Source organism: Acinetobacter sp. 16 (genome assembly GCF_033439925.1).
GTDB lineage: Bacteria > Pseudomonadota > Gammaproteobacteria > Pseudomonadales > Moraxellaceae > Acinetobacter > Acinetobacter junii.
This window is the reverse complement of sequence record NZ_CP137746.1, coordinates 2,033,651-2,047,418: the sequence shown is the minus strand read 5'-3', so window position 1 is coordinate 2,047,418 and position 13,768 is coordinate 2,033,651. Positions and strand designations below refer to the sequence as shown.

The following is a 13,768-nucleotide window of genomic DNA, read 5'->3' as shown; positions in this document are numbered from 1 at the left end:
ATGAAATGTGTCACTTTTAGTCAGCTTTTGGCAATCGTTAGTATTGGTTTGATGAGTAGTTCATTTCAACTTAATGCGAAAGAATACTACAAATGGGTAGATGCGAAGGGTGTAACTACATATTCAGCGACACCGCCACCCACCAAGAAACAAGAGCCTCAACTTCAAAATATGACGGTTGGAAATACAGCCAATCATGCTGTACCAACTCAAGCACAGGCTCAAGTGGTTAAAGAAACAAAAACAGCAGCAGTTGCAACAACACCTCAAACTAAAAATGTAGCACTTGCAGCAAAAACAGATGTTTTAATTCCGATCAAGAATTGTAATGGGGTTCGTTGTTGGGACACTAAAGGTAAAGCTTACAATCTAGTACAAGGCAATACATATCTCTCTTCGACTGGTGGCAAATGTCTCAAAACAGCAAACAACATGTCGTGTACAAAATGATATGTAATTTTTTAGCGATAGCTAATTTTTTTAAATGCATCTTTTTTGCAAAATGCTAGAGTTTGAGTATGATGTCTACATCTAATTAGCTGCAGTATGAAGATGAAAAAGGTTGTATTGATTGCACTCGGTTTGATTTTGATGGGTTGTGGTAAGAAAGAGCCTTTAACACCAGAACAACAGTGGCATGGCTATTGCGTAAGTATTGGCAATGCAGCGCGTTCTATTGCACTAGATCGTCAGAATGGAATTGAAGAAAAGCAAGCAAAAGAACATGCGAGCAAGATTGAAGATGAGATGACGAGTAAATTTATTTTCGAAATTATTGAAACGGTTTATAGACTTCCAGTAGATCAGTTGAAGTCTGATCCTGATGCGATCCGTGAGGATTTAAAGAAGAAATTTACGGATCAATGTTTGGTAACACCACATGATAAGTTACCGAACTATAAATCATTTTAATTTAACCATTGAAAAGACAACAAGAGTTGTCTTTTTTTATGTACCTAATTCGTTGTTTTATTAGGCTTTGATCTAAGACCAAAGCGGTATTCAAAAGTGACAAACATTTCGCTATAAAATAATGGGCATCACGTAGAAATACGGTAGTTCCATTAACTTTTAAGTCGAAGTCTAGTAAAATTTTGCTGTCCATATTACTTGTAGAGCTTGAAAAAAGCTGGAACTTACAAGTAATTTTTTAAAAAAGAGGAATAACACTGTGCTAGAAGCTTACCGCCAACACGTTGAAGAACGTGCCGCACTCGGAGTCCCACCGAAGCCGCTTGATGATGCTCAAACTGCTGAACTTGTAACTTTATTAAAAAATCCACCAGCAGGCGAAGAAGCATATTTAGTAGATTTGCTTGAAAATCGTGTTCCAGCGGGTGTTGACCAAGCTGCATACGTTAAAGCTGCTTTCTTATCTGCGGTTGCGAAAGGTGAAGCGACTTCTCCACTTGTAACTAAAGAACGCGCAGTTTACTTACTAGGCACGATGCTTGGTGGTTACAACGTAGCTCCTCTTGTTGATCTTTTAGATAATGCTGAGCTTGCTGAATTAGCAGCTGAAGCATTGAAAAAAACACTTCTTGTATTTGATGCATTCCATGATGTAGCAGACAAAGCTAAAGCAGGTAATGTTGCTGCTAAAGCTGTATTGCAATCTTGGGCTGAAGCAGAATGGTTCACAAGCCGTCCTGACGTTCCAGAAGAAATCAAAATCACTGTGTTCAAAGTAACAGGTGAGACGAATACTGATGACTTGTCTCCAGCTCAAGATGCTTGGAGCCGTCCAGATATTCCGTTACACGCTAACGCAATGTTGAAAAATGAACGTGATGGTATCAACCCTGAAAAACCAGGTGAAGTTGGTCCATTAAGCCAAATCAAAGAATTGATCGCGAAAGGCAACCAAGTTGCTTACGTGGGTGACGTTGTTGGTACAGGTTCTTCTCGTAAATCTGCAACTAACTCTGTACTTTGGTTCTTCGGTGACGAACTTCCACACATTCCAAACAAAAAAGATGGTGGTGTGTGCTTAGGTTCTAAGATCGCTCCAATTTTCTTCAATACAATGGAAGATGCAGGTGCATTACCTGTTGAAATCGACGTTGCGAACATGAACATGGGCGACGAAGTTGTATTGAAAATCGATCACGCTGCTGCAAAAGTTACAGCGTTTAAAGATGGCGTACAAATTTCTGAAGCTGAACTTAAAACTCCAGTACTTTTAGACGAAGTACGTGCTGGTGGTCGTATTAACCTGATCATTGGTCGTGGTTTAACAGCTAAAGCGCGTGAAGAATTAGGTCTTGAGCCTTCTACTTTATTCCGCACTCCAGTACAACCTGCTGACACTGGTAAAGGTTTTACTCAAGCTCAGAAGATGGTAGGTCGCGCATGTGGTCTTCCTGAAGGTCAAGGTATCCGTCCAGGAACTTACTGTGAACCTAAGATGACGACTGTTGGTTCTCAAGATACAACTGGTCCTATGACTCGTGACGAGTTAAAAGACTTAGCGTGCTTGGGCTTCTCATCTGATCTAGTGATGCAGTCTTTCTGTCACACCGCTGCATATCCAAAACCAGTTGACGTAACAACTCACCACACATTACCTGACTTCATCATGAACCGTGGTGGTGTATCTTTACGTCCTGGTGACGGTATTATCCACTCTTGGTTAAACCGTATGTTACTTCCAGATACAGTAGGTACTGGTGGTGACTCACATACTCGTTTCCCAATCGGTATTTCATTCCCAGCGGGTTCAGGTCTTGTTGCGTTCGCAGCTGCAACTGGTGTTATGCCACTTGACATGCCTGAGTCTGTACTTGTTAAGTTCAAAGGTAAAATGCAGCCTGGTATCACTTTACGTGACCTTGTACATGCGATTCCTTACTATGCGATCAAAGCTGGTGACTTAACTGTAGAGAAGAAAGGTAAGAAAAACATCTTCTCTGGTCGTATCCTTGAGATCGACTTAACAGAAATGGAAAATGACTTGACTGTTGAGCAAGCATTCGAACTTTCTGATGCATCTGCTGAACGTTCTGCTGCGGGCTGTTCAATCACTCTTTCTGAAGAGAAAGTTGCTGAATACTTACGTTCTAACATCACAATGTTGAAGTGGATGATCGCTGAAGGTTATGGCGATGCTCGTACACTTGCTCGTCGTGCTGAAAACATGCAGAAGTGGTTAGATAACCCAAGCTTGTTAAAAGCTGATGCTGATGCTGAATATACGAAAGTATATGAAATCGATCTTGCTGACATCAAAGAACCAATTCTTTGCTGCCCGAACGATCCAGATGACGCTAAACTTCTTTCTGAAGTTCAAGGCGACAAAATTGATGAAGTATTCATCGGTTCTTGTATGACAAACATCGGTCACTTCCGTGCTGCAGGTAAATTGCTTGAGCAAGTACCAGGTGGTTCTTTATCAACTCGTCTTTGGATTGCGCCACCAACGCGTATGGATGAGCATCAGTTGATGGAAGAAGGCTTCTATAACATCTATGGTAAATCAGGCGCACGTACTGAAATGCCAGGTTGTTCACTCTGTATGGGTAACCAAGCACGCGTAGCACCGAACACAACATGTGTATCAACTTCTACTCGTAACTTCCCGAACCGTTTAGGTCAAGGTACAAACGTTTACTTAGCTTCTGCTGAGCTTGCATCTGTAGCTGCGGTACTTGGTAAATTACCAAGTCCAGAAGAATATCAACAGTACGCGTCGCAAATCGACAGCGCTTCTGCTGACATCTACAAATACTTAAACTTCGACAAGATGAGCGAATATACAAAAGAAGCTGATCAAGTTGATACTAAGAAAATCCAAGCTGCTCAGTTAACTTAATTTATTGATAATTAAGTTTTAATGAGTTAAAAATAAGGGCTGAGTAATCAGCCCTTATTTTTGAGCAATTAGAATGAAAAACTTTTATGACTTAGAACAAAAATACTTAAAAATACTTTCTAAAGTTGACGAGTCTTTTTTTAATACACTACATGATTATAGTAAGTATAAAGAAGGATTATCTGGTCTTTTTCTTGCTAGTGAGCCAGATCATTACTGGAATGCTAAGAATAAAATTATGATTGTGGGTGCTGAAACTAGGGGATGGAACATCACGTTAGATCAAGTGTATTCTTTAGACCACTACATAGTTAAATCAATTGAAAAGAATAAGAGCTTTTTCCAAAAAATGATGCTTGAACCTAGAACTAAGAAAGTTACCTTTCATGATTTCACGCGAGCTATTGCGGACAAATCTGGTGTTGAAGGATTAATTTACTATAATTTATTTTGTTTTGCATGGAAGGAAAAAAGTCCAATAAAATCAAAATATTTCGAACAGATAAAAAGTATTTCATTTGAACTACTAAATGCACAAATTGAGTATTTTGAACCTAATATCATTATTTTAGCAAATGGAAGCCAGAATACTATTTATAGAAGGGAGTTTTTTGATCCAAAATTATATTCCCAAGGGCAGGATTATAAAGGTGAAAACATAGCAAAAAATCAACTCTATAAATTTATATATGATCAAAAATACTTGTGTTACAGAATACAGCATCCATCTACGATTAGAGGAAAAGTAGCGGCTTTGGGTGCACGGAAAAAATTAATATCGTTACTTCCTGAAATATAAATAGTATTTTTTAGTTATACGGGCATTTCAATTGGAGTGAAATACCCGTGTAAATCAAATCACCAATAACCCAACACTTTCCACCAAAGTCCACCAATCACTACAAAAATGATGATATTGACGACACTCATGACAAAGCCCGCTTTCCACCATTCACCCAGTGTGGTGTAGCCTGAGCCAAATACCACAGGTGAAGTTCACGTTGCATAATGGGTTAAAGTCATCATGATACTGGAAGCGGCTGCCATCATTAAGGCAAACAACATCGGTGGCGCACCTAATGCAAGTCCAGCCGTATAAAAAGCTGCAAACATAGCTGTGATATGTGCTGTAGTACTGGCAAACATATAATGTGCATACAAATAGGCAAGCATTAACAATAAACAGGCAGGCATCCAGACTAGCCCTAATGAACCGATGCTGCTTTCCAAGACAGCTGAAAACCAAGTGATTAACCCCAGTTTATTTAAATAAGTTGCCATCATCACTAAAGCTGCGAACCAAGTGATGGTATCCCACGCACTTTTTTGCGTCAGGATATCTTCCCAAGTTAAAACACCAGTGAGCAATAACAAAGTCAAACCAATAAATGCTGTGGTAGTTGGATCAACAGCCCAAGCTGAACCCAAGATCACGGCAGGAATACCTGCCCACAACAGCAATAATATTCCGAAAACACCAAGCATAATGATTTCATCTTTACTCACTGCACCCATTTCTTTAAGTTTTGTTTTTGCAAATTGAGCTGCATTAGGAGTTTCCTTCACTTCAGGGGGGTACATCCAGTACATGATCAATGGCATGACGATCAATGCAACTAAACCAGGGAGTAACATTGCAATTGCCCAAGTGCTCCAGCTCAATGAAATTTCACTATTTGTCGCTTTAGCAACAAGATCAACCACCAATGGGTTTGGGGCGGTTGCTGTTATAAACATTGCTGAGGTAATCGGATTGGCTTGATAATTGACGAGAGATAAAAATTTCCCCATACGACCCTCAGTGCCTTTGGCTGGATCAGAGTCATAACTGGTAGAAATTGCACGTACAATCGGATGGATAATTCCTCCACCGCGTGCTGTATTACTTGGCGTTACAGGAGCAAGGATCAATTCAGACAGTACCATACTGTATCCGATACCGATGGTCTTTTTGCCCCAAACAGCGATAAATAAATAGCCTAAGCGAACACCTAATCCAGTTTTCTGCAATCCTTTGGAGATCATGATAGAAATACCGATCAGCCAAATGAGCGGATTAGCAAAACTACTCAAAGCGTCTTTTATAGCATCACTGGGATTGTTGCTAGTGACACCTGTAACGGCAACCAAACTGATAGCAAGTATTGCAATAGCCCCGATCGGCATAGCTTTACCGATAATAGCGGCAATTACACCGATAAACATAGCGAGCAGATGCCATGCCTGAGGGCTAACACCTGACGGCACAGGAATAATGAACCATATGATTAAAGCGATACCAATTGAAATCAAAGTGTGAATAGGTTTAAAGCCCATATAAATTTCTCGTTCTGTTCATGTGTAAGATGGAATTTGTTTTTATAAAAGTGATAGGTTCAAATCATTTTTGAGATATGAACTTGATTAAATGATAATTTATAAGCAAGCAAACTACTGTTGCTGCAAAGTTATTTTTTTATTCTTAGCAATGTGATTTATCGAAATAATTCAGGAAATGCTCAAATAACGTATCCAGTGCTTGATCAACATGATACATTTTTGTCTTGGTTGAGATAACTATAAGTATGGTATGGCAAAGCTTTCAATAAAACGGTTAAGACTTTTTGTTTATAACAATTTACAAAATGATGATCATCAAAGCACCTTTAGTTTGTGCGTAAACTATTTTTTGATTTTTTTAATCGTTGGAAACGTTGCGGCAGTTATTTTGGAGTCAATCACTGAACTGTATTTGGCGTACCAAGTCTATTTTGATATGTTTGAAAATATATCAATCGCACTATTTTCCATCGAGTACGTACTAAGACTTTGGAGTATTGTTGAAAAGGAACCTAGTCTTCCAGCAAGCCAACAGCGTTTGAAATGGATGCGTAGCGGGGGAGCTATTATCGACTTGGTTGCAATCTTACCTGCTTATCTTAATTTCTTCGTGCCAATTGATTTACGCGTGCTGCGAATCTTACGCTTGTTGAGACTACTTAAATTAACCCGCTATTTTGTGTCATTACAGATTTTACTCAGGGTCATCAAGCGTGAAAAAGGATCATTCCAAGCTGTCATTTTTATCTTAGTGATTCTTATCGTGATGGCTGCCTCTGGTATTTATGTAGTCGAAAACAAAGCACAGCCTGAAGCATTTAGTTCAATTCCTCACGCGATGTGGTGGGCAGTCGTTACGCTTACAACAGTAGGGTATGGTGATGTTACGCCTATCACAAATATGGGTAAGTTTTTAGGTGCAATTATTACGATTTTAGGTGTGGGGATTGCAGCTTTACCTGCGGGTATTTTGGCTTCTGGTTTGGCTAATGAACTCAATCAACGAAATCAGCGTCTGGAACAAGAGTTCCGTGAGCTTGTTCAAGCGCATGGTTTTGAGGTAGTTCACAATACGATCGAATTAGAAAAGTTAAGACAGCGAGTAGGATTACCCAAAGAGCAAATGCATGAAATTATTATCCAACTTTTGCGAGAGCATGTTTTAGAAGAACAAGAGCAACAAAACTCAAAGAAACACTATTGTCCTTATTGCGGCGAAAAGCTACCAGAATAAAAAGTTTTATTGTTTGAAATAAACTGACTTAATTGGCTGTTATAGTAAGTGTAAATTTGAACAATTGTTTTGATTTTGTATATGAGTTTACTGACCTAGGACTTACGCACTATTATTTATAGATTCTCTGTGGTAGCAGATGATTTTTATCGAGAATAAAGTCATCAATGAAGTTTTTGATCATTGGTCTAAATAATTTCTTCTGCCAACGATATATATTTTCAAAGATCCGCTCAAACTGGTTCTTTTGTATCTCAACGTAGGCCATCAAGGCTGAAAAAATATGATTCAAAATCAGTTTAGATCGTCTTACTTGAAACTTTTCAATATGACAAACCTGTTTAATCACCCGGTGATATTGCTCTATTTTCCAATGACTTGAATGTAATTCATGAAAACCCTCAAAGGACAATAAATCATCTTCATCTTGATGCACAATATAAAACCTCTGCTGTTCTTTTAACTGAGTCTTAAATAATTGTACAAAGCCAAAATCTTTGAGCCAGACTACTTGACCCTGATGGAAATCTGGCAATAAACGCAGTTGAAACCATTGTCCTTTTTCTGGGGAAACCTTACGGTTACAGTCGATACCAAACATAAATCGAATACCATATTTTCTTATGGTTTTTAAATTTCCAGTCGATGAATACCAACTATCACCTGTAATAAATTGAATCTTTGCACCCCAACTGAGTACTTCACTTAACATATCCATAAAGTAATCATTCTTGGTTTTACTTTCAGATTTGTCATAAATTCGGAAATTAATTGGAATATTTTGACCATTTTGATCTGTCGCATACAAGGTAATGAGATTAATACCCTTGACGGATCGGTGGTGTTTGCCTGACCAAAAATAACTAACTAAGTCCATATGTTGACTATATGGTTTATCTAAAACAGTATCATCAATACTGACTATAAGTTTGTTATTATCAATATGTTGAATTGATTCTTGATATAGGTCGTGAGGTGTGTAATCTTCACGCTCTAGAAAGCGATTTACACTATCATGCGAGATATTATAAGTCTCGGCAAGTTGTGTGCAGCTAATAGAGTTCGGTTCTGTCATGAGAAAGCCCATATAAATGGGTAGAGTACAAGTTGCTGTAGAAGCATGTTTAATTCGTCTGATCACAGATACTTTAAAAGTATTTTAGTACTTTTTTGAATCCGTCAATGCGTAAGTCCTATGACCTTTTTTTCTTTTGTTGTTTATTCGATTGTCACGTCTATAACACCTGGACCCAATAAAATTATGTTGGCAGCATCAGGTTTGAATTTTGGATTTAAGCGAAGTATTCCGCATATTTTAGGCATCGGATTTGGCTTTGGTGTGATGGTTATGCTTGTTGGGTTCGGCATAGGAGCCACACTTGGACAATCTCCTTTGATGTATGAAATATTGAAAATAGTTGGGATCGTATATTTACTTTATCTAGCTTATAAAATTTATGGTGCAGGACGAGTAGATGGAGAAGAAAAGCCTGAAAAGCCATTAAGTTTTATGGGGGCTGCCTTATTTCAGTGGGTTAATCCTAAGGCTTGGATTATGGCATTGGGTGCGATTGCAACCTATAGCTCTGTAAATAGCCATTTAGCTGAGTTTGTTTTTATTGGCGCGATTTTCGGATTGGTTAGCATTCCTTGTGTTGGAATTTGGGCTTATATGGGACAACGCTTGCAAAGCATTGTGAATGATCAGAAGAAGGTTCAGTATTTTAATACAGCTATGGCATTATTATTGGTTATCTCTGTGGTATCGCCGATTGTTGAATCATTTAAATTTTTCTTTTCGATCTAAATACAGATTAATATGGACATGAAGAATGTCCTTATAAAAATTAAAGAATTGAGAGGCGACGATGAATCAAAAATTAGTGTTGTTGTTTGCGATGCTCTTTTTAGTTTTGAGTTTAATTATTTCGGGAATTGATCCTTTTGACCGTGGTACATGGTTTATGGAAGTATTACCTGTATTAATTGTCGTTCCACTATTGATTCACACTTATAAAAGATTTCCTCTGACTAATCTTCTCTATGTATTAATTTTTATTCATTGCATGGTATTGATTGTTGGTGGAACATATACCTATGCACGTGTGCCATTTGGATTTGAAATGGCTGAATGGTTTGGTTTAGACCGAAATCCTTACGATAAAATTGGGCATTTTATGCAAGGTTTTGTTCCAGCAATTGCAGCACGTGAAATTTTGCTGAGAAATGACATCTTAAAGCATGGAAAAATGCTGATTTTTATTGTCATTTCTATTGTGCTTGCGATAAGTGCTAGTTATGAGTTAATAGAATGGGCTGCAGCACTTGCGCTTGGTGAAGGTGCAGAAGAGTTTTTAGGAACACAAGGTTATGAGTGGGATACCCAGTCAGATATGTTTTTCGCCTTGATAGGATCGGTCAGTGCTTTGTTGTTATTGTCTAAATGGCATGACCGACAGTTTTATAAGTTAGTACACTAACGAAAAAATTCGTCAGTCTGTCATTGAAGAATAACAGACTGTTTATTTGCTGAATATTTAGCGTAGGCAAGGGCAATTAATAAAATAATTAATCCACCTAAACTTAGAACAAAGCCAACCCATATTGGCGCTAACCATCCCATATTGTGACTCAATACCCATCCACCTAGAAATGCACCTAAGGCATTTGCTAAATTGAATGCTGAATGATTCAAAGATGCTGCTAAAGTTTGTGCATCACCCGCAATATCCATCAAATGTGTTTGTAAGGCACCGCCTAAACCAATTACGGTGAATCCAATTAAAAATAAAGCAAGGATGGCAGTATAAAGATTTGTCATCATAAAGCTTGCAAATACAAAGGCCAATGCTGAACTTATAAGAATACCAATCATGGTTTTGAATAGGCTTTTGTCAGCCAACCAACCAGCTACTAAGCCTCCGATGACCATGCCTGTTCCCCATATTGCTAAAGCGATTGGCACAATGCTGATATCTGCATGTGTATATTCAGTCAGTATCGGAGACACATAGCTATATACAGAGAACATACCACCAAAACCAATTGCTCCAACTGCCAATGTCAGCCACATATTAATATTTTTTAGCCCAGCTAATTCAGCTTTAATACTAGCTGTTTTTTGCAAAGGGATATTGGGTACAAATAAACTTACGCCTATCAGTGTAATGAAAGCGATTGTCGCAGAAAATTCAAATCCAGCCTTCCAACCAAACTGTTGTCCTAACCAAGTGGCTATAGGAACACCGATCACATTCGCAATAGTTAAGCCCATCATAACTTGTGCAATCGCTGTTGCACGACGATGTTTACCCGCTAACTCTGCCGCGACTAATGCTGCTACTCCAAAGTATGCGCCGTGAGGAAATCCTGCAATGAATCGAGAAATAAGCATTGCATCTGAAGACGTGGCAAAAGCAGTAGCAGCATTTGCGAGACCGTAAAACAGCATTAGTGATAATAATAAAGTTTTTCTAGGCACTTTAGCACCTAAGATCGCAATGATAGGAGCACCCACCATCACACCTAATGCATAAGCACTGATGAAATAACCTGCATGTGGGACACTGACATGAAGATCAGTTGCAATTTCTTGAATAAGCCCCATTGCGACAAATTCAGTAGTACCAATACAGAAACTACCAACAGCCAAGGAGAAAATTACAAGAAATAAGGAATATTGTTTTGTTTGATTCAATTCTGAGGGAGATGACATAACATATTAAGGAAAAAGTGACGCTACTATTATATTCAAGACAGTTGCAAAAATGTGAAAAGGAACGTAAATGAACTCAAGGCATTTGTTAATTCAAAGAAATAGTGTCGTGTGTTCACATGAATTTGACACATGATGTATATGATGTAAGTCGTTTTTTAGACATTTGGAATAGCAGGAATATATAGTGAGGTTAACTCATTAATTTTGTGCTAAGATGAAATAAATTCAATAATGGTTGATGCTGTGTTAGAGCTTAGACATTTAAAAACACTACTCGCTTTAAGAGAGCATGGCTCTTTAGTTGCCGCAGCGGCAGATTTATGTCTGACTCCATCTGCTATTTCTCATCAGTTAAAAGAATTAGACCATTGGTATGGTGTAGAAGTTGTCAATCGACGTAGCCGTCCTGTGAGTTTTTCTAATGTGGGTGAGCGTCTCCTCAAATTAGCTGATGATGTGTTACCACAAGTTCAAATTGCACAGACGGATATCACTCGAATCGTACATGGGCAAACAGGTCGCATAATTTTTTCTTCTGAATGTCATAGCTGTTTCGATTGGCTAATGCCTTTGTTAAATCAATATCGTCAACAATATCCTGACGTAGATTTAGACTTTGCAGCAGGTTTTGAGTCAAACCCGCATGAACTTCTTCAAAACGCTGAATTTGACTTACTGATCACGGCAGATCCAATTGCGCTAAAAGGTATAGAATACTTCCCAATCTTTGAGTATGAATCACGTCTAGTTTTATCAAATACACATCATTTGGTGAGAGCAGAACATATTACCGTTCAAGATCTGGCTGAAGAGACTTTGATTACCTATCCAGTCGATAAGCATCGTTTGGATATTATGGCTCATCTGTTTTTACCCGCGAATATTTTGCCAAAACACATTCGTACTACTGATTTGACTCAGATGTTAATTCAACTGGTAGCGAGTGGGCGCGGTATTGCAGCTTTGCCTGATTGGGTTGTGAATGAATACGAGCAAAAAGGATGGGTGGTGAGTCGTCGCTTAGATTGTGTTTCACCAAAAGGTTTGAGAAGAACGCTCTATGCGGGTTATCGTACTGACGAAAAAGAGAAAAGCTATTTTGAAGGCTTTTTAAAGCAATTAGAAAAATTCTCACAAAAGCGTGTGATGTATTACGAACGTTAATTTGATCGTTTTAAAGTCTGCGTTATAGATTTGGTACATTTATAACTGCATGTTATCTGATTGGTTTGAGATATTAACTCTTACCAATCAATATCGATAATATGCCTGCTGCAATTAGGGGACCGACAGGTACTCCACGTAATAATGCAACACCCGCGACTGTTCCAATCAATAATCCTGCCACAACGTCCGGTTGATGACTCATCAATTTCACACCTCGTCCACCTAACCACGCCACGAATATGCCAACAGCAATAGCCAAAAGAGATTTGTAACTTAGGAATGATTTTAAAATACTTTCACCACTGAGTTTTCCACTTGCGATTGGGGAAAGAACACCAATGGTTAATATGATAATTCCGATGTTTAAACCATGTTGCTGAATGTAAGGAAAAAGCTGATTGAGCGGAGTGATTTTCACGATGATTAGTACAGCTGTTGCAATCATAACAGCCGTATTTTGACTGAAAACACCAAATCCTAATAAGATCAGCAAAACTAGAAGATTGAAATCGAAGTGTGCAAACATTGGATTGAAAGGTAATAAAACTTGAATTGTAACGCAATTGGCTACAAGTTTGACAGCTTATGTAAACTTCGCTGTTAAAAGGCAGAATCATTCAGAAACACTAAAAAGATTCGCTTCAAGCTCACTATGATTGGCGAAAGTTTTTAGCAGTTGATCTTATTTACATCAGTATTGATTAGGGTCTGTTGACATTTACTGTTCATAATTAAACCTATAAAGGTAGCCATAAAAATATACAGGCTAAGGCAACAGCACTTTGATAATTTCTTTTGAGCTTGTCATATCGAGTAGCTATCCCTCTAAATTGTTTTAATCTACAAAACATATTTTCAACTAAATGCCTGATTTTATATAAATACCAGTCCATATGATCATTGTTCGATTGGCTATTTATTTTCTTTGGTATATTCGCTTTTGTTCCTGTTTTTCTGATCTGCTCACGCAGTGGTTCTGAATCATAGCCTTTATCTGCGCATACCACTTCTGTCTCTTTTAAATCTAATGTTGCTATTAAATCAGGTGCAACTTTGATGTCATGTGTAGTGCCATCGGTAATCATGAAATCAATAGGATTGCCATGTGAATCAACAATCAAATGTATTTTTGAGGAGTTTCCTCCTACACTTTTAGAAATGGATTGATTCGCTATACCGGCAGAATGTTGATGAGCACGTACGTGAGAGCCATCAATAAAAATCCACTCCATATCGGGGCATGATGCTAATAATTTGAATAATCTAAGCAACTTACCGCTGCTTGACAAACGATTAAAACGTTTGAAAATAGAGTTTGATTGACCGAAATAGGAAGGAATATCTCGCCACGGACAGCCTGTTCTAATTCTATAGAGAATAGCTTCAATAAAATTACGTAAATTTGAGTTGTGATGAATAGATAAATTACGCAAAATAGTTTTCAACTTTTGCCAGTGTTGATCTGTCAGCATGGTACGAGGCATAGCGAATAGTAAAATTGGGTTTGGCGATTTGATTT

General features: G+C 38.2%; 12 protein-coding genes and 1 pseudogene. 8 read left to right on the top strand and 5 right to left on the bottom strand.

The features are described from left to right. From R2H34_RS10055 to R2H34_RS10040, 4 genes are all read left to right on the top strand, one after another. Positions 1 to 450: a DUF4124 domain-containing protein gene (locus R2H34_RS10055; RefSeq protein WP_087540828.1), complete on the top strand. Its 450-nt coding sequence runs from the start codon at positions 1 to 3 to the stop codon at positions 448 to 450. 102 nt (positions 451 to 552) lie between these two features. Further along, positions 553 to 912 (top strand): hypothetical protein, encoded by a 360-nt coding sequence (locus tag R2H34_RS10050; RefSeq protein ID WP_004911726.1) that lies wholly within the window; start codon positions 553 to 555, stop codon positions 910 to 912. 259 nt (positions 913 to 1,171) lie between these two features. Then, the gene (locus R2H34_RS10045) at positions 1,172 to 3,811 is read left to right on the top strand and encodes a bifunctional aconitate hydratase 2/2-methylisocitrate dehydratase (RefSeq protein WP_318342256.1); all 2,640 of its coding nucleotides are present in this window, start codon (positions 1,172 to 1,174) and stop codon (positions 3,809 to 3,811) included. A 73-nt stretch (positions 3,812 to 3,884) separates the two neighbouring features. Continuing rightward, positions 3,885 to 4,610, top strand: a complete 726-nt coding sequence (locus R2H34_RS10040; RefSeq protein ID WP_087540826.1) for a hypothetical protein — start codon at positions 3,885 to 3,887, stop codon at positions 4,608 to 4,610. Between the two features lie 59 nt (positions 4,611 to 4,669). Here the strand turns inward: R2H34_RS10040 and R2H34_RS10035 are convergent. After that, positions 4,670 to 6,127: pseudogene (locus R2H34_RS10035) on the bottom strand (DASS family sodium-coupled anion symporter). Positions 6,128 to 6,380: 253 nt separating this feature from the next. Here R2H34_RS10035 and R2H34_RS10030 point away from each other — a divergent pair. Continuing rightward, the gene (locus tag R2H34_RS10030) at positions 6,381 to 7,364 is read left to right on the top strand and encodes an ion transporter (protein WP_004962361.1); all 984 of its coding nucleotides are present in this window, start codon (positions 6,381 to 6,383) and stop codon (positions 7,362 to 7,364) included. Positions 7,365 to 7,476: 112 nt separating this feature from the next. Here R2H34_RS10030 and R2H34_RS10025 read toward each other — a convergent pair whose 3' ends face one another. Further along, positions 7,477 to 8,505 carry a transposase gene (locus R2H34_RS10025; protein WP_080632252.1) on the bottom strand — a complete coding sequence of 343 codons (1,029 nt, stop codon included), beginning with the start codon at positions 8,503 to 8,505 and terminating at the stop codon, positions 7,477 to 7,479. Positions 8,506 to 8,559: 54 nt separating this feature from the next. Between R2H34_RS10025 and R2H34_RS10020 the strand changes: the two genes are divergently transcribed. After that, positions 8,560 to 9,171: a LysE family translocator gene (locus R2H34_RS10020; protein ID WP_087541030.1), complete on the top strand. Its 612-nt coding sequence runs from the start codon at positions 8,560 to 8,562 to the stop codon at positions 9,169 to 9,171. Positions 9,172 to 9,232: 61 nt separating this feature from the next. Beyond that, complete coding sequence (locus R2H34_RS10015) at positions 9,233 to 9,844, top strand: DUF2238 domain-containing protein (RefSeq protein ID WP_087541029.1); 612 nt, start codon at positions 9,233 to 9,235, stop codon at positions 9,842 to 9,844. A 20-nt stretch (positions 9,845 to 9,864) separates the two neighbouring features. Here the strand turns inward: R2H34_RS10015 and R2H34_RS10010 are convergent, their stop codons facing one another. Then, positions 9,865 to 11,079, bottom strand: coding sequence for an MFS transporter (locus R2H34_RS10010; RefSeq protein WP_004953971.1), 1,215 nt, complete (start codon positions 11,077 to 11,079; stop codon positions 9,865 to 9,867). A 246-nt stretch (positions 11,080 to 11,325) separates the two neighbouring features. Here R2H34_RS10010 and R2H34_RS10005 point away from each other — a divergent pair, with 246 nt between their 5' ends. Beyond that, positions 11,326 to 12,246, top strand: a complete 921-nt coding sequence (locus R2H34_RS10005) for a LysR family transcriptional regulator (RefSeq protein ID WP_005402501.1) — start codon at positions 11,326 to 11,328, stop codon at positions 12,244 to 12,246. A gap of 73 nt (positions 12,247 to 12,319) precedes the next feature. On the opposite strand, the gene R2H34_RS10000 is transcribed toward R2H34_RS10005, so the two are convergent. Further along, positions 12,320 to 12,775 (bottom strand): DUF441 domain-containing protein, encoded by a 456-nt coding sequence (locus tag R2H34_RS10000; protein ID WP_042892691.1) that lies wholly within the window; start codon positions 12,773 to 12,775, stop codon positions 12,320 to 12,322. Positions 12,776 to 12,986: 211 nt separating this feature from the next. After that, a complete protein-coding gene (locus tag R2H34_RS09995) occupies positions 12,987 to 13,733 on the bottom strand; it encodes an IS5 family transposase (RefSeq protein WP_201897680.1) in 747 nt (248 codons plus the stop codon). Positions 13,734 to 13,768 lie beyond the last annotated feature (35 nt).